This window comes from Pelagibacterium xiamenense (genome assembly GCF_021166475.1).
Lineage (GTDB): Bacteria > Pseudomonadota > Alphaproteobacteria > Rhizobiales > Devosiaceae > Pelagibacterium > Pelagibacterium xiamenense.
On sequence record NZ_JAJOYS010000001.1, the window covers coordinates 1,147,372 to 1,162,495 of the forward strand.

A 15,124-nucleotide genomic window follows, 5' to 3' on the forward strand; every position below is an offset into this window, starting at 1 on the left:
CGGGACCGCGTTGCGTCATTTCCGACCGAGACAAACAGCGACACGCGCCCGAAGCGCGGGAAGAACATCGCGCTCGAACCACGGATTCCGCCTCATCCACCCCACCACGCGCCAACTGGGATGGGGCAAGGGGCACAACCGCGGGAGATGATCGGCAAACGCCGCGACATTGGCTCCGAGCCTGCCCGCGCCGGTCAAATAGGCACGCTGGGCGTAGAGGCCGACGAGCACCGTCAGCTCTATGTCCGGCATCGCGTCGAATAGGCGCCGATGCCAGGTCGGCGCGCAAATAGGTCGTGGTGGCAGATCACCTCCACGCGGCGCGACGCCCGGGTAGCAGAATCCCATCGGCACAAGGGCAATTTTGCCGTTGTCGTAGAAATCCTCTGCGGCGATCCCCAACCACCTACGCAGCCTTTGCCCGCTCTGGTCGTTCCAGGGCACCCCGCTCTCGTGAACCTTCCGGCCCGGAGCCTGGCCGATGATGAGGACTTTCGCGGTGTTGCCGACCTGGACGACCGGGCGCGGCCCCAACGGCAACTCCGCTGCGCAGATCGCGCAACCGCGAATTTCGTCATGCAGAGCCTGCAAGCCGTCCGACGTCATACCGCACCTTCCGCCAGCCAATGAAAACGACGATAACCCGTACCCGACTCGCGCCATAACACGGCTCGATCAACAACGCGTATCGAGACCCCGCGCGGCTTGCTCACAGGCGCCGAATGTGTAGCAATGGCGGGACCTTAAGGGAAGCCGGGAGGGTTGGGATGCTTGACCTGCCAAGTTGCGCGTTGCGTGGTGCGGGCGATCCCCCCGGTGCCGCTGCACAACCCCTTCGCCCGGGTGCTGGCTGATGGCGGTTCCGGCAGGTTCCCGGGGCGTGAGCGCGATCGCTCCGATCGCAATGTGGGGCCTCGTGGTCCTTCTCGACGTTCTGGCTCTCTTGGCAGTTTTCGGCCTGGGTTTCGACGATGGCCTGGGCCGTGTGTTCGCGTCCGACAGCCAACGCAACGCCGACTATGAGGAACTCTCAGGACACTTCACCCCGAGCGAGGGCGATACCGTGGTTTTGTTTCAAAGCCCGGACTTCGCTGATCCCGACAGTCTCCAGGCGGTCTCGGACTTCGTCATAGAAGCGAGCTTTCTTGACGGCGTCGTGGATGTCTTTTCGCTATTCGCGTTGCGTGAGCCGGTCGACACAGGCGGCATAGGCGCGCCGCTGATCGGCATAGACGTACCACGCGACGGGTCTCTGGCGCCGAGGCTGGACGCGATCGCAGACAATATGGCGGGCGGTGGGCGCCTGATCTCGGGGGATCGCACGTCGACAGCCGTTGTGATCGCGACTGACCGGTCGGCAGTAGCCGATGGCGCGCGCACGATAATTGAACACCTTGAGGACGTCGCCGCCAGCGTCACGGCGGGGACGGATGTTTCCTTCGAAGTTACGGGCCTTCCAGCTGTTCGTCTCGACATTGTCGACAGTCTTTTCAGCGATCTCATCAGGCTCAATTTACTGGGTATGATCGCAGGGTTCGCCATATGCGTCATGGCGCTGCGCAGCGTACGGCTCGCGGTCTTCGTCGTCCTTCCCGCTGCCACGGCGCTCCTGTGGGCGCTCGGCGCGCTCTCGACATTCGGCTTCGGCATCAACGTGCTCTCAATCGCCCTGCCGGTCCTGATCCTTGTGCTCGCTTTTGCCGACAGCCTTCATCTGACGTTCGAAATTCGGCGCCTCGCACCCGATGAGCCATCGCCCGACCGGCTCGCCATCCTGGCGCTGAAACGCGTCGGACCGGCCTGCGCGCTGGCGTCGTTCACCACAGCGATCGCGTTCGGGGGGCTCATGATCTCCGAAAGCGAAATCGTCCGTAATTTCGGCCTGGCGGGGATCGTCGCGGCGTTGATCGCGCTTGTTGCGGTGCTCACGGTCCAGCCGTTGGTCTTTGCGACGGCGGGGCGGCTGATCCCCGCCGAAAGGCTGTTCCCGGCGCGGCGTAGGCGGATGCTGCGGGTTTTCGACTGGCAGTTCCTCCCCGAGTTCGCGCTGCGCCATCCCCGGCCGATTGCCATTGGCGCAATCGCCGCGCTTGTGGCCTTTGGCGCGGTATATACCGCGATCGAGCCGTCTTACTCGGTGCTCGAAAACATCAACCGCGACGCGTCCCGCGTCCGCGCGATCGAAACGTTGAACGACGAACTGGCCCCGATCAACACCATTGATATTCCGGTATCGATCGAGGCGTCCGGCGGGCTCGATGCGACCGCCGTCGAACGGATTACCGCCACGCACGAGGCGGTTGCGGGACTGGTGCCGGGAACGGTCGCCGTGTCGCTCCACAGCCTTGTGCCGGACACCGTGAACCTTTCGGCCGCCGAACGGGCGCAGAGGCTGTCCCAGGTCGTGTCGTCGATGTCAGGGAACCAGCGAGGACGGGTTTTGTCCGACGACGGAACGACAGCACTCGTCCGGCTCCATATCAACACTTATGACGCGGGCGAGGTCCGGGCCATCACCGAGCGCATCGAGCGTGCGCTGGCCGCCGACCCCATCGCATCGCAGGCCGCCGGGACACCCACCGGGTTCATGGTCATGTCGTCTTTCGTCAGCGCGGGGATGATCCTCGATCTCAACTATTGCTTCTTTATCGCTGTCGTCGCATCGGGGCTTTTGACGACGCTCTGGTTCGCCAACTGGCGCTATGGCGCGGTGGCGCTGGTGCCGAACGTGCTGCCCATCCTGGCGGTGGGGGCCTGGCTGGTGCTTTCGGGACGCGGGCTGCAGTTTTCGAGTGGCGTGGCGCTCACCATCGCCTTCGGCATCGCGGTGGACGATACGGTCCACATCATCAACCGGCTCAGGATCAATGCGCCACGGGGAAGGCCGTTCGATCCCGGCGCGATACACCGCTCGGTGGTCGAGGTGACGCCGGCGCTGGTCGTGACAACGACCGTCTTGTCCTTCGGGCTCCTGAGCACGTTCTCGAGCGCGTCGCCGATGATCGGCTATTTCGGCATCCTCTCCATTGCCGTGTTCATCCTGGCAATTCTTGCGGACCTCGTGGTGTTGCCCGCATGCCTGATGGTGCTCAACGGATGGGAAAAGAGGCGGCGCGAAAGCCGCATACTGAAAGAGCGGGATGCATGAGCGAACATCCGCAATCTTACAGCCGATATACGACCTGGATCGGCCGGATTTCATGATCGCAACGCATTGGCATCTCGATGTGACGCCGGGGGAGCTAAGCCATCGCGCTCGCGCCCGAACTGCTTGAGGTCTGGTGTGGGCGGTGCGCTGGGCGCAATCTGATGCAGGCGGAGGTCCACCGGCGCCGCGCGCACTCCTGCCGGTTCACAAGCAAAGGGGCGACTTTCCGCACAATCTGCCCTTTATACGGGCCTGTCAGGTCCGCCGCTCGGCGCATAGGGGGTGGGATTAGCTCAACCGCGGTTCGAGGTTCTCGATCATCTCCAGGCACGCGCTCAACTGGCTCAATTCGATGAACTCGTCGGGCTTGTGGGCCTGCTCGATGGAGCCGGGACCGCAGATGACCGCATCGACGCCGAGCTGCTGGTAGAGCCCGGCTTCGGTGTTGAATGATACGCACTCGGCATCGTCATTGTTGCCGGTGAGCGCCCGGACGAGCGTGACGGCTTCGGAATCGCTCATCGGTTCAAGCCCGACGACTTCGCCGATCACCTGCGTCACGATCTCGGCTTCCGGATGCACATGCCGCATGCGCGGAAGGAGCTCGTCTTCCACATAGGCCTTGACCTGCTCATGAGTGAAGTCGAAGTCGGCAGTGTTGATGGTGCGCAGTTCCCAGTCGACCGAGCATGAACCCGCAATTATGTTGCGTGCAATGCCGCCGGCCATCTTTCCGATCTGGATCGTCGACCAGGGCGGATCGAAGCGAGAGCCTTCGGGTGCCCGGCTCTTGAGCGCTTCGCCGGTCTCAAGCAGTTTGGAGACGAACCGCACGGCGTATTCGACGGCGTTGACGCCGCGGTCGGGCACCGATCCGTGTCCTTCAAGCCCGGAAAAGCTCGTTGTGTACTCGCAGCAGCCTTTGTGGCCCTCGATGATCTTCATCATCGTGGGTTCGCCCACGATGCACAGAGCCGGCTTGCGGCCGACCGCCTGAAGCTCCTTGAGCATCACCTGCGCGCCCAGGCATCCTTCCTCCTCGTCATAGGTGAACGCCATGTGGAGCGGGCGCTTGAGCTCGCGCTCGGCGAAATGGGGTGCATAAGCCAGCGCGCAGGCGAGGAACCCTTTCATGTCGCACGCGCCGCGACCGAAAAGCTTGCCGGCCCGGATCGTTGCGGTGAACGGATCCGAACTCCACTCCTGCCCGTCGACCGGCACGACATCGGTGTGCCCCGAGAGCACGATGCCGCCGTCCATCTCCGGCGGGCCGAGCGTGGCGAAAAGGTTCGCCTTGGTTCCTGTCGGGTCGAGCGTCAGATAGGTCCGTGTGCCGATCTGGTCGAGCCTCTGGTTCACGTAAGCGATGAGATCGAGGTTGCTGTCGCGCGAGACGGACTCGAACGCGATAAGATCGGCAAGAATTTCGAGCGTTTCGCCCAGGAGTTTATGCGCCATCAATCCCCCAAGGTCGCATTCAGTGCTTGACGCAAAGTTCCCGCGGCACGTTGGCAAGGCATTCGGGCCCGCCCTCGTCGCGGATGCGTATCGTTTCGGTGATCTCGAGCCCCCAATCGGGTGTCCAGATAGCGGGCATGAAATGGAAGGTCATGTTCGCACGGAGGATCGAGGGATCGCCCGGACGGATGCTCATCGTGTGCTCGCCCCAGTCGGGCGGGTAGGAAAGCCCGACCGAATAGCCCGCGCGGCTGGTCTTCTCGACCCCGTATTTGAGCAGTGTCGAGAAAAACGCCTCGGCGATCTCTCCGCAAGTGTTGCCGGGCCTCGCGACCGCCATGCCCGCTTCAAGTCCCTCGAGCACAGCCTCCTGCGCGCGCAGCATCTCAGGCGGCGGCGTGCCCAGATATACCGTGCGCGAAATCGGGCAGTGATAGCGCTTGTAGCAACCGGCGATCTCGAAGAACGTGCCTTCGCCCTTGACCAGCGGCCGGTCGTCCCAGGTGAGGTGGGCAGCGGCCGCGTCGCGTCCCGAGGGCGTCAGCGGCACAATGGCCGAATAGTCCCCGCCATATCCGTCGACACCCTTGATCGAGGCCGCATAAATCTCGGCGACGAGGTCGCTTTTGCGCAGCCCCGGCTCGGTAATCTCGCGAATGCGCGCATGCGTCCCCTCGATAATGCGAGCGGCGCGGCGCATGTATTCGAGCTCGGCGTGCGACTTGACCGAACGCTGCCACGTAACGACGCCGGAGGCGTCCACATAGGTTGCGTTCGGCAGCTTGGCGCGCAATGTTTCAAGGCACGCGGCGGTGAAGTAGTAGTTGTCCATCTCAACGCCGATGCGCCGGCCGTCCCAGCCCAGTTCCTCGAGGATACCGCACAGGTGCTCATAGGCATGACGCTCGACGTTCTGCACATAGTCGTCGGGGTAGGCGTAGATGGACTCGTCGGCGAGCCAGGTCGTCATCTGTGCGCCGACCGCGTCCATCGGCCGGCCCCACCAGAGCGGGTCCTCCGTCAGCGAAACCACGACGGCCTGATGCACATAGAACGACCACCCGTCATAGCCGGTGAGGTAGTGCATGTTCGAAGGGTTGGTGACGATAAGAATATCGATGCCTTGCGTCTGCATCGCCCGGCGCGTGGAGTCGAGCCGTTCGTGAAACTCTGGCAGGGTAAAAGGCAAACGCGTACTGGGCATTCAAGTCGTGCTCCGCAAGAGACCCCTTTCGGGCTGCTAGGTGGAAATCATTGTCCCCGCTTGCGCCGATTGTGCGCGTGTGCGGGCGAGGTTGGCAATGGCGGTATCCTGCACACCGGTTCCTGTGAGGTCCGCATAGGTGATCTGGCCGGCCCCTGTCCGGCCCGTGGCGGTGCCCGCGACGACGGCGCCCAGTTCGGCAAAAACCGTCTCGGGGTCGATGATGCCGACCTTAATGGCGTGGTGCAACTCCCCCAGCCGCCGGGTCTGCGAAAGGCGGTCCGCGACATAAAGATCGGCCCGGACCGCGAGCGCGGGCTCAATCTCGTTTTTGTGCTCAGCGTCCGAACCCATGGCGGTCAGATGCTGGCCGGGGGTGAGCCAGTCGGCCATAACGAGAGGTTCTTTGGCCGGTGTGGTGGTCACGACAATGTCGGCGCCCTCGATGGCGGACCGGATGTCCTGCGCGACGGTCACGGCGATGCCGAGTTCCTGCGACGCCTCCCGCGCCAGAGCTTCGGCCTTTCCCGCGTCACGCGCCCAGATCACGGCCTCCCTTATCGGACGCACCAGCGTCAGTGCCTTGAGCTGCAGGCGCGCCTGGACGCCCGCACCGATGATCGCGGCGCGCGCTGCCTCGGGGCGCGAAAGATGCTTTGCCGCAACCGCGCCTGCAGCCGCCGTGCGCACATCGGTCAGATAGCCATTGTCCAAAAGAAGTGCTTCAAGAAGCCCGGTGCGCGCCGAGAGCACCACCATCAGCCCGTTGACCGAAGGCAGGCCGATCTTGGGATTGTCGAAGAATCCCGGGCTCACCTTGATCGCAAAGGAGTCCAACCCCGGTACATAGGCGGTCTTGACGTCCACCTCGCCATTGGCCTCCAGGATGTCAAGCCGGAGGATATCAGGCATCGCGACCTTGCCGGCGGCCAGCGTCGCGAACGCGTCTTCCACGCACGCGACCGCATCGGCGTCGAGCGGCACCAGATCGCGCAATTGCGCTTCGGTGAGGATCGAAACGTCCGGCATAGCTAGGCCTCCTCGAATGCGGGATGGGTTCCGCAGATGATCTCGCGGTGCACGCGTGTATCGATGTTGCGTCCGGTCAGAACCAGGCCCGTCGGCCCTCTGGGCTCGAATTTCCCCGACATAAGGGCCGCAATACCGACGGCGGCACCACCTTCGAGCACTTCGCGCTCAAACTCATAGGCAAAACGGACGGCCTCGGCGATTTCGCTTTCGGACACGAGGATCGTCTCGTCGACGAGATCGCGCACCATGTTGAATGTCAGCCTGTTGTCGAGCCCGATTCCGCCCCCGAGCGAATCCGCAAGCGTGGCAACTTCCTCGACGTCGACCGGATGCCCCGCCGCAAGGCACGCCACCATCGCCGCGCCGCGCTCCATACTGACGCCGACGACGCGCGTCTTAGGGCTCATCGTCTTGACCGCAAGAGCGATGCCCGAGATCAGCCCTCCGCCCGAAAGGGGAACAAGGATCGCGTCGAGATCGGGCAGCGCCGCCATGAATTCGAGCCCGATCGTGCCTTGTCCCGCAATGACGTCGGGATGGTCGAAAGGGGGAATGTTGTTGAACCCTTCCTCGGCGACCAGCCGATCGACCTCGACCTGGGCATCATCCTGGCTCTTGCCGACAATCCGCGCCTCCGCCCCAAGCGCCGCGATGGCCTCGACCTTGTTGGCCGGCACGAGGGACGACATGCAAATGATCGCGCGTGTACCGGTGGCCTTGGCGGCATGGGATACAGCGCGCCCGTGATTGCCGGTCGAGGCTGCAGAGACCCCCCGCTTGCGTTCCTTCTCGGGCAGGCCGAGGACAGCGTTGGTAGCCCCGCGCAGTTTGAAGCTGCCCGTGATCTGGTGGTGTTCGAGCTTGAGGTGCACAGGGTGCCCCACGCGCTCGGTGAGCGCCAGGCTCGTTTCGACCGGCGTACGGCGAATGTGCGGCGCGAGCCTGTTGGCCGCCGCCAGGATATCGGTGAACGCGACAGCCTTGCCCATGCCCGCACCCAGTGACCGTCAGAATTTTCATGAAGGCACCGCTGGTAAAAGCGGCGCATATTCAATGGACTATGCAGCCACTCCTGCAGGGCGGTCCTTCCATTTATATCGCCTCCAACAGGCGATCTTGCTGCCATCGCGCGCCTAAAAAGACGCATCGTCCCTCGACTTGTGGCGAGAAGTTGGCAACCCTTACACGCTCAATCCGTTTGCATCTTCGTAAGTATCGAAGATGAAAGAGCGTTTGTGCGGACACGACTATCACAGTCCATTTGCCCGCTCAAACCTATGGGTGATCTGCGCACAATAGTGCGGTTCATCTGCATAGGAACTTGCATAACCGCGATAACATCAAAGGACAGGAGACCTCATGCACGGGAAAACTACACATACGCTGCGCAATACGCTTCTCGCCGGCGCCGCTCTGGGCGCGCTGGCGCTGACCGGCGCTGCGCAGGCGGCGTCGCTCGAGGAAATCCAGGAAAGCGGCACCATCCGCATCGCTGTTGCCAACGAAATTCCCTATGGCTACATCGATCCCAATGGCGAAGCCATGGGCGCGGGACCGGACGTCGCCAAGCACGTGATGGCCGAACTCGGCGTCGAGAACATAGAGTGGATCACCACCGAATTCTCCTCGCTCATCCCCGGCTTGCAGGCCGATCGTTTCGACATGGTCGCAGCCGAAATGGCGATTCTGCCGCAGCGCTGCGAGCAGGTGATCTATTCGAGCCCCACCACATCGTATGGCGAAGGCTTGCTTGTCGCTGAAGGCAATCCCGCTGGCGTTCACGCCTATTCGGACTTTGCCGACAACCCCGATCTGACCGTCGCCATCATGGCTGGCGCCGATCAGCTTGAAATGCTTCAGGCTCTAGGGGTTCCCGAAGGCCAGATGGTGACCATCAACTCCAACGCCGATGCGATTTCGACGGTTTCGACCGGTCGCGCCGACGCCTATGCCGCAACCGGTCTGACGGTCGGCGAACTGGCGAACCGCAGCGACGCCGTCGAGGCTGCGACCGACTTCGTCGATCCGGTGATCGACGGAACGGAAATCCGTTCCTGGGGTGGATTTACCTTTGCCCAGGGATCGGAAAGCCTGCGTGACGCGGTCAATGGTGTGCTGGCCGAATACCAGCAGACTGAAGAATGGAGCAGCGGGCTCGCTTCTTATGGCTTCACGGAAGCCGATATCAACGGTGTTTTCAACGCAACCACCGAAGAGCTCTGCTCAGAGTCCGCGATTTAAAGCGTTAAGGCTCCTTGCGCGGTCCTGCGGCCGCGCCGGAAGCGACCAATGAGCCGGTCGGGGCGCGAGGTCCCAGGGGGGACGTCCCGGCCGGCATTGTATCGGAAATTCCCAGGGCGTGGCCCTGGCATGGGGCACTTGCGATGGGCACACTCTGATGCACTGGACAGAATATTTCGGCCCTCTCATGCAAGGGGCGTGGGTCACGATCGAGCTGACCGTATATTCGACTATTCTGGGCGCGATCCTCTCATTTGCCGCCGGCATCGGAAAAACGTCGCACAACCCGGTTCTCAAAGGCATCTCGGTTGTCTACATCGAGGTATTTCGCGGGACCTCCTTGCTGGTCCAGCTTTTCTGGCTTTATTTCGCGCTCCCGCTGATCGGCGATGCTGTCGGGATCGATTTGCGGCTGCCGCCGGTGGTCGCCGGCGTACTGGCGCTGTCGCTGAACATCGGCGCTTATGGTGCCGAGGTCGTGCGGGGGGCCATCCAGGCGGTTTCGAAAGATCAATACGAAGCCGCCAAAGCATGCAATTTCACGCCGCGCCAGACGCTGTTTTCAGTCGTCTTGCCTCAGGCCATCCCGGAAATGATGCCGCCGTTCGGTAATCTCGCGATCCAGAACCTCAAAGATACCGCCCTGGTTTCGCTCATCAGCCTGGGCGATCTGGCGTTCCGCGCCGAGCAACTGCGCAATTTCACCCAGGATTCGACCACGATCTACACGATGGTCCTGTTCATGTATTTCGGCATGGCACTGGTGCTGACGGCAATCATGAAGCTGCTCGAACGCAATGTCGGCCGCTGGCGCGCGGTGAGGAGGTAGCCGATGCTTTTCGGAATCGAATGGGATACCTCCAGCAATCTGGCCTTCGCCATATCGATCCTGCCGATCCTCCTGATCGGCATGTGGGTGACGATTCAGGCTACGGTACTGGGCTTTTTCATTGCCATTGTGCTCGGCCTCGTCCTGGCGGCGCTCAAATCTGTGCCGCTCAAAATCGTCTCTTGGCCCGCATACGCGATCACCGAATTCATTCGCGACACGCCGCTGCTCATACAGCTCTTCTTTCTCTACTACGTTCTGCCCGAATATGGCCTCGTGTTCCCGGCCTTCCTCACCGGCGCGCTGGCGCTGGGTATCCAGTACAGCGCCTATACCTCGGAAGTTTATCGTGCCGGTATCGAGGCGGTCGCCAAGGGGCAGCACGAGGCGGCGCGCGCGCTCAATTTCAAATCCTTGCGGACCTTTACCCACGTAGTCCTGCCGCAAGCCGTTCCGCGCATCATTCCGGCCATGGGCAACTATCTCGTCTCCATCATGAAAGACGTGCCCGTGCTCTCGGTGGTGACCGTGCTTGAAATGCTCAACGTGGCCCAGATCATCGGCGACCGCACGTTCAACTATCTGATCCCGCTTTCGATGGTGGGTGGGCTCTACCTCATCATGACGCTAGTGGCTTCGAGCGCCGTGCGTTACCTCGACATGAACCTTCCCAAGAGAGGCTTGCCGCTCAAATGACCGACCCCATCATAAAATTCGACAAGGTCGTCAAGCGTTTCGATACACTGACGGTGATCGATGAGCTCGATTTCGAGGTCGGCCAGGGCGAGAAGGTGACCATTATCGGACCGTCGGGCTCGGGCAAATCTACCGTGCTGCGCATCCTGATGACGCTCGAACCCATCCAGGAAGGCGTCGTTTATGTCGATGGTGACATGCTCTGGCATGAAAAGGCCAACGGCGGCGTCAAGCCGGCCGGAGAAGCGCACCTGCGCCGGATGCGCGAGAAGATGGGTATGGTGTTCCAGCAGTTCAATCTGTTTCCGCACATGACAGTGCGGCGGAACCTGACCGAAGCACCGGTCAAGGTCCTCGGCATGTCAAAGGCCGAAGCGCGCGAGCGCGCGGAAGAACTGCTCGATATGGTCGGGCTTGCCGACCAGGCCGACAAGTTTCCGCACCAGCTTTCGGGCGGCCAGCAACAACGCGTCGGCATCGCCCGCGCGCTCGCCATGCGGCCCAAGATCATGCTGTTCGACGAACCGACCTCGGCGCTCGACCCCGAGCTCGTGGGCGAAGTGCTCAGCGTCATCCGACGGCTGGCTGAAGAACACGACCTAACCATGCTGCTTGTGACGCACGAAATGCAGTTCGCGCGCCAGGTTTCCGACCGCGTATGCTTCTTCGACCGCGGCAAGATCAAGGAACAGGGCACACCCGAAGAGATTTTCGGGAACCCCAAGGAAGAGCGCACCCGCGCCTTCCTGAAGGCCGTGCTCGAGGGCGAATAGGGCCCCGAAAAGGGTCCAGGCAACGCCGCCGCGTCCCGAGTCGCGGCAGGCACATTCTTCGCCGCTGGGTGGCTTCATCCGGCGAAGGTGTTGTTGTGAAACTTTTTTCCGGCCAATCTGGACGCGCGGACCCTTGCGGATGTACCGTGCGCGGATGGTTTTCGACATTGCCCGAGCCGGAGGCGCACCCATTCGTAACGGTCAGTTCAAACTCGATGATCGTGATCTGAAAATTCTCTCGATCCTTCAGCACGAAGGCCGCATTCCCAAGGCAACGCTCGCCGAGCGGGTCAACCTGACCCCCACGCCGTGCTGGGAACGCCTCAAGCGGCTGGAGGACGCCGGGATTATCGAGAGTTACGGCGCGCGCATTTCGTTGCGGGCGCTCGGGCCGATTTCCGTGATTTTCGTCGAGATCGAACTGCAAAGCCATCAGGTCGAGGATTTCGCGCGCTTTGAAAAGGCCATCGCCGACATTCCCGAAATCGTTGAATGCTGGGCAGTCGGCGGCGGGATCGACTACATGCTCAAGGTGATGACGCGCGACCTCGAAAGCTACCAGAAGCTGATCGAGGAGTTGCTGACCGCCAAGATCGGGGTGAACCGCTATTATTCCTACGTCGTCACGATGCCGGTGAAGGACACGCCCCTGCCTGTCGGCATCATCGCCGAGCAGGGCTGAATTCCGCTTCGGGAGAATTTTCCTCGCCTGCCGGTGGTCCGTAAAAGAACAACCCTCGCTTCGCACGGCTGAGTTTGGCGAACGTCTCTCCGGTTTGATCGCTATGATTCTCCCATCGTTTTGGGAGCCCCCGATCATGTCCAATTCGTCTGCCAAACACAAAGCATCCGGACTGGCGAGCCTTCTCGCCGATCCCGAACTGTTTTGCGAATTCGCTCATATAAACGGCCAGGCCGTAGGTTCGCGCTCCGGCGCGGACCTTGCTGTCAATGATCCGGCGACCGGCGCGGCAATAGGAGCCATTCCCTCGCTCGACGCCGAGGATGCTTCTGCTGCCGTGGACGCCGCCGAAGCTGCATTTGAGGAATGGTCCGGCCTGCTGCCCCAGCAGCGAGCCGCCATCCTGCGCCGATGGTTTGACCTGATGCTGGATGCCAAGGAAGATCTGGCGCAGATCATGACGGCCGAACAGGGCAAGCCGATCTCCGAGGCGCGCGGCGAGATCGACTATGCGGCGAGCTTTATCGAGTTCTATTCCGAAGAAGCCAAGCGGCCGAATATCGAGTCCGTCACCTCGCATCTGCCTGATGCGGAAGTGGAAATCTGGCGCGAGCCTTCCGGCGTTGCCGCGCTCATCACCCCCTGGAATTTCCCGTCGGCCATGATCACCCGCAAAGCCGCCGCCGCCTTGGCTGCCGGGTGTACCTGCGTCGTGCACCCATCGTCCGAAACGCCGTATTCGGCAACCGCTCTTGCCGTTCTCGCCAAACGTGCCGGCATGCCCGATGGATGCTTTAACGTGGTGACGGGGAAGGCTTCGACCATCGTCGAGCCCTGGACGCGTGATCGGCGCATCAGAGTGCTTTCGTTCACCGGATCGACCGAAATCGGGCGGCTGCTCTACCGGCAATCCGCCGATACGGTCAAACGTCTGGTGATGGAACTGGGCGGACATGCGCCGTTCATCGTCTTCGCCGATGCGGACCTCGAGCAGGCCGTCGCCGAGGCCATCAAGGCGAAGTTCGCGACCTCGGGTCAGGACTGCCTCGGCGCCAACCGGTTCTTCATCGAACGCCCGGTTTACAAGGATTTTTGCGCACGCTTTGCCGAAGCCACGGCGGCGTTGACGGTCGGTGCCGGCAACACCGATCCCGACATCGGGCCGCTGATGAACGATCGGGCCGTCGCAAAGCAGAAAAGCCATGTGCAAGACGCTCTGGCCAAGGGCGCGAAATGCCTCACTGGAGGGAATGTCCATGCCGCGGGGCCGCTCTTCTTCGAGCCCACCGTACTCGCCGACGTTCCGGATAATGCGTTGATAATGAACGAGGAAACCTTCGGTCCCGTCGCCGCGCTCTGCGCCTTCGATACCGAGGAGGAGGCGCTTTCGCGGGCAAATGCGACCGAATACGGGCTGGTCGCCTACCTCCATACCAACAACCCGCGCCGCATCTACCGCGCCTCGCGCACGCTGCAGTTCGGCATGGTTGCGGTCAACCGCACCAAGGTGACCGGCGCGCCCATTCCCTTCGGCGGCTACAAGCAATCCGGCATGGGCCGCGAGGGCGCGCGGCTGGGGATGGAGGAGTTCACCGAAGTCAAATACGTCTGCCGCGACTGGCGCTAACCTATTCAAGACAAGAAGGAAAATAACAATGCTCTCGAACGATCAACTCGACCGCTGGGACCGCGAGAACTTCTTCCATCCCTCGACCCATCTCGCCCAACACGCGCGTGGTGAAAGCCCCAATCGCATCGTAACCGGGGGTTCCGGCGTCTATATCGAGGACCGTGACGGCAACCGGCTGCTCGATGCGTTCGCAGGGCTCTATTGCGTCAATGTCGGCTATGGCCGTCCCGAGATCGCCGAGGCAATTGCCAATCAGGCCAAGGAGTTAGCGTATTATCACGCCTATGTCGGCCACGGCACTGAGGCTTCGATCACGCTGGCCAAGATGGTTCTGGACCGTGCCCCCAAGAATATGAGCAAGGTCTATTTCGGTCTCGGCGGCTCGGATGCCAACGAAACCAACATCAAATTGATCTGGTATTACAACAACATACTGGGCCGTCCCGAGAAAAAGAAGATCATCTCGCGCTGGCGCGGTTATCACGGGTCCGGGTTGATGACGGGCTCGCTGACCGGGCTTGCGGCGTTTCACAACAAGTTCGACCTGCCGCTCGCCCAGGTGATCCACACCGAGGCGCCCTATTATTTGCGCAGGAAAAACAAGGCGCTAAGCGAAGCGCAGTTCGTCGAGCACTGCGTTGCCGAACTCGAGGCGCTGATCGAACGCGAGGGTGCGGACACGATTGCCGCGTTTATCGGGGAGCCGATTCTGGGCACTGGCGGCATCGTTCCGCCGCCCGCCGGATACTGGGACGCGATCCAGAAGGTGTTGAAAAAGCACGACATTCTGCTCGTCGCCGACGAGGTGGTGACCGGCTTCGGGCGGCTGGGGTCGATGTTCGGATCGCTCCACTACGGCATTGAACCCGACATCATCACGATCGCCAAGGGCCTGACCTCGGCCTACGCCCCGCTTTCCGGGTCGATTGTCTCGGAAAAGGTCTGGAAAGTGCTCGAGGATGGGACCGATGAGTTCGGTCCGATCGGGCATGGCTGGACCTATTCTGCCCATCCGCTCGGTGCGGCCGCGGGGGTGGCGAATCTGAACCTCATCGACCAGCTCGGCCTTGTGGAAAACGCCGGGAAAACCGGTGCATATCTCAACAAGACGATGGCCGCGGCGCTCGGCGATCACCCGCACGTTGCCGAAGTGCGCGGCGAGGGGATGCTGTGCGCGGTGGAACTGGCCAAGGACAAGGAAGCCACTGAATTCTTTGATGTTTCCGAGAAGGTTGGCCCGCGGATTTCAGCCGAGATGGCCAAGAACGGCGTGATTGCCCGGGCCATGCCGCAAGGCGACATCATCGGCTTTGCGCCGCCCTTCTGCCTCACCGAAGCGGAGGCGGACATCGTTGTGGAAAAAACCGTCGATGCGGTGAAATCCGTCCTCGGCTAACGGGCCTTTCATCGTGGGCGAGGATGGAACAATTC

The 15,124-nt window shown here is 62.0% G+C and carries 13 protein-coding genes; 8 read left to right on the top strand and 5 right to left on the bottom strand.

Annotated features, from left to right (window positions below; genetic code table 11):
- Nucleotides 1-15 precede the first annotated feature (15 nt).
- Nucleotides 16-606, bottom strand: a complete 591-nt coding sequence (locus tag LSG43_RS05650; RefSeq protein ID WP_231801900.1) for a uracil-DNA glycosylase family protein — start codon at nucleotides 604-606, stop codon at nucleotides 16-18.
- 274 nt (nucleotides 607-880) lie between these two features.
- Here LSG43_RS05650 and LSG43_RS05655 point away from each other — a divergent pair, with 274 nt between their 5' ends.
- The gene (locus tag LSG43_RS05655) at nucleotides 881-3,148 is read left to right on the top strand and encodes an efflux RND transporter permease subunit (protein WP_231801902.1); all 2,268 of its coding nucleotides are present in this window, start codon (nucleotides 881-883) and stop codon (nucleotides 3,146-3,148) included.
- A gap of 288 nt (nucleotides 3,149-3,436) precedes the next feature.
- Here the strand turns inward: LSG43_RS05655 and argE are convergent, their stop codons facing one another.
- From argE to eutB, 4 genes are read right to left on the bottom strand one after another with little or no spacing between them, the layout of a single operon-like run.
- On the bottom strand, nucleotides 3,437-4,606 hold the full coding sequence (gene argE / locus LSG43_RS05660; protein WP_231801904.1) for an acetylornithine deacetylase: 1,170 nt from the start codon (nucleotides 4,604-4,606) through the stop codon (nucleotides 3,437-3,439).
- Between the two features lie 19 nt (nucleotides 4,607-4,625).
- Entirely contained in the window at nucleotides 4,626-5,810 is a 1,185-nt protein-coding gene (doeA, locus tag LSG43_RS05665) for an ectoine hydrolase DoeA (RefSeq protein ID WP_231801906.1), read from the bottom strand.
- Nucleotides 5,811-5,846: 36 nt separating this feature from the next.
- Complete coding sequence (gene eutC / locus LSG43_RS05670) at nucleotides 5,847-6,839, bottom strand: ectoine utilization protein EutC (protein WP_231801908.1); 993 nt, start codon at nucleotides 6,837-6,839, stop codon at nucleotides 5,847-5,849.
- 2 nt (nucleotides 6,840-6,841) lie between these two features.
- Entirely contained in the window at nucleotides 6,842-7,831 is a 990-nt protein-coding gene (gene eutB / locus LSG43_RS05675; protein WP_231801910.1) for a hydroxyectoine utilization dehydratase EutB, read from the bottom strand.
- Between the two features lie 370 nt (nucleotides 7,832-8,201).
- Here eutB and ehuB point away from each other — a divergent pair, with 370 nt between their 5' ends.
- The 7 genes from ehuB (at nucleotide 8,202) to LSG43_RS05710 (ending at nucleotide 15,089) form a co-directional block, all read left to right on the top strand.
- Nucleotides 8,202-9,083 (top strand): ectoine/hydroxyectoine ABC transporter substrate-binding protein EhuB, encoded by an 882-nt coding sequence (gene ehuB, locus LSG43_RS05680; RefSeq protein WP_231801912.1) that lies wholly within the window; start codon nucleotides 8,202-8,204, stop codon nucleotides 9,081-9,083.
- A 157-nt stretch (nucleotides 9,084-9,240) separates the two neighbouring features.
- A complete protein-coding gene (gene ehuC / locus LSG43_RS05685; protein WP_231801914.1) occupies nucleotides 9,241-9,912 on the top strand; it encodes an ectoine/hydroxyectoine ABC transporter permease subunit EhuC in 672 nt (223 codons plus the stop codon).
- Between the two features lie 3 nt (nucleotides 9,913-9,915).
- Nucleotides 9,916-10,608 (top strand): ectoine/hydroxyectoine ABC transporter permease subunit EhuD, encoded by a 693-nt coding sequence (gene ehuD, locus LSG43_RS05690; protein WP_231801916.1) that lies wholly within the window; start codon nucleotides 9,916-9,918, stop codon nucleotides 10,606-10,608.
- Nucleotides 10,605-11,381 carry an ectoine/hydroxyectoine ABC transporter ATP-binding protein EhuA gene (ehuA, locus tag LSG43_RS05695; RefSeq protein WP_231801918.1) on the top strand — a complete coding sequence of 259 codons (777 nt, stop codon included), beginning with the start codon at nucleotides 10,605-10,607 and terminating at the stop codon, nucleotides 11,379-11,381. Before ehuD ends, ehuA begins: the two co-directional genes overlap by 4 nt.
- Before the next feature lie 139 nt (nucleotides 11,382-11,520).
- Nucleotides 11,521-12,063 (top strand): Lrp/AsnC family transcriptional regulator, encoded by a 543-nt coding sequence (locus tag LSG43_RS05700; RefSeq protein ID WP_439652003.1) that lies wholly within the window; start codon nucleotides 11,521-11,523, stop codon nucleotides 12,061-12,063.
- A 136-nt stretch (nucleotides 12,064-12,199) separates the two neighbouring features.
- Entirely contained in the window at nucleotides 12,200-13,690 is a 1,491-nt protein-coding gene (locus tag LSG43_RS05705) for an NAD-dependent succinate-semialdehyde dehydrogenase (RefSeq protein ID WP_231801920.1), read from the top strand.
- Between the two features lie 28 nt (nucleotides 13,691-13,718).
- A complete protein-coding gene (locus tag LSG43_RS05710) occupies nucleotides 13,719-15,089 on the top strand; it encodes an aspartate aminotransferase family protein (RefSeq protein WP_231801922.1) in 1,371 nt (456 codons plus the stop codon).
- Nucleotides 15,090-15,124: the final 35 nt, after the last annotated feature.

Excerpts from the sequence above, each read along its gene's own strand:
- eutB (WP_231801910.1), bottom strand. The coding sequence starts at position 7,831 with ATGGGCAAGGCTGTCGCGTTCACCGATATCCTGGCGGCGGCCAACAGG.
- ehuB (WP_231801912.1), top strand. The coding sequence starts at position 8,202 with ATGCACGGGAAAACTACACATACGCTGCGCAATACGCTTCTCGCCGGC.
- ehuA (WP_231801918.1), top strand. The coding sequence starts at position 10,605 with ATGACCGACCCCATCATAAAATTCGACAAGGTCGTCAAGCGTTTCGAT.
- LSG43_RS05710 (WP_231801922.1), top strand. The coding sequence starts at position 13,719 with ATGCTCTCGAACGATCAACTCGACCGCTGGGACCGCGAGAACTTCTTC.
- LSG43_RS05705 (WP_231801920.1), top strand. The coding sequence starts at position 12,200 with ATGTCCAATTCGTCTGCCAAACACAAAGCATCCGGACTGGCGAGCCTT.
- argE (WP_231801904.1), bottom strand. The coding sequence starts at position 4,606 with ATGGCGCATAAACTCCTGGGCGAAACGCTCGAAATTCTTGCCGATCTT.
- ehuC (WP_231801914.1), top strand. The coding sequence starts at position 9,241 with ATGCACTGGACAGAATATTTCGGCCCTCTCATGCAAGGGGCGTGGGTC.
- LSG43_RS05650 (WP_231801900.1), bottom strand. The coding sequence starts at position 606 with ATGACGTCGGACGGCTTGCAGGCTCTGCATGACGAAATTCGCGGTTGC.
- eutC (WP_231801908.1), bottom strand. The coding sequence starts at position 6,839 with ATGCCGGACGTTTCGATCCTCACCGAAGCGCAATTGCGCGATCTGGTG.
- doeA (WP_231801906.1), bottom strand. The coding sequence starts at position 5,810 with ATGCCCAGTACGCGTTTGCCTTTTACCCTGCCAGAGTTTCACGAACGG.
- LSG43_RS05700 (WP_439652003.1), top strand. The coding sequence starts at position 11,521 with ATGTACCGTGCGCGGATGGTTTTCGACATTGCCCGAGCCGGAGGCGCA.
- ehuD (WP_231801916.1), top strand. The coding sequence starts at position 9,916 with ATGCTTTTCGGAATCGAATGGGATACCTCCAGCAATCTGGCCTTCGCC.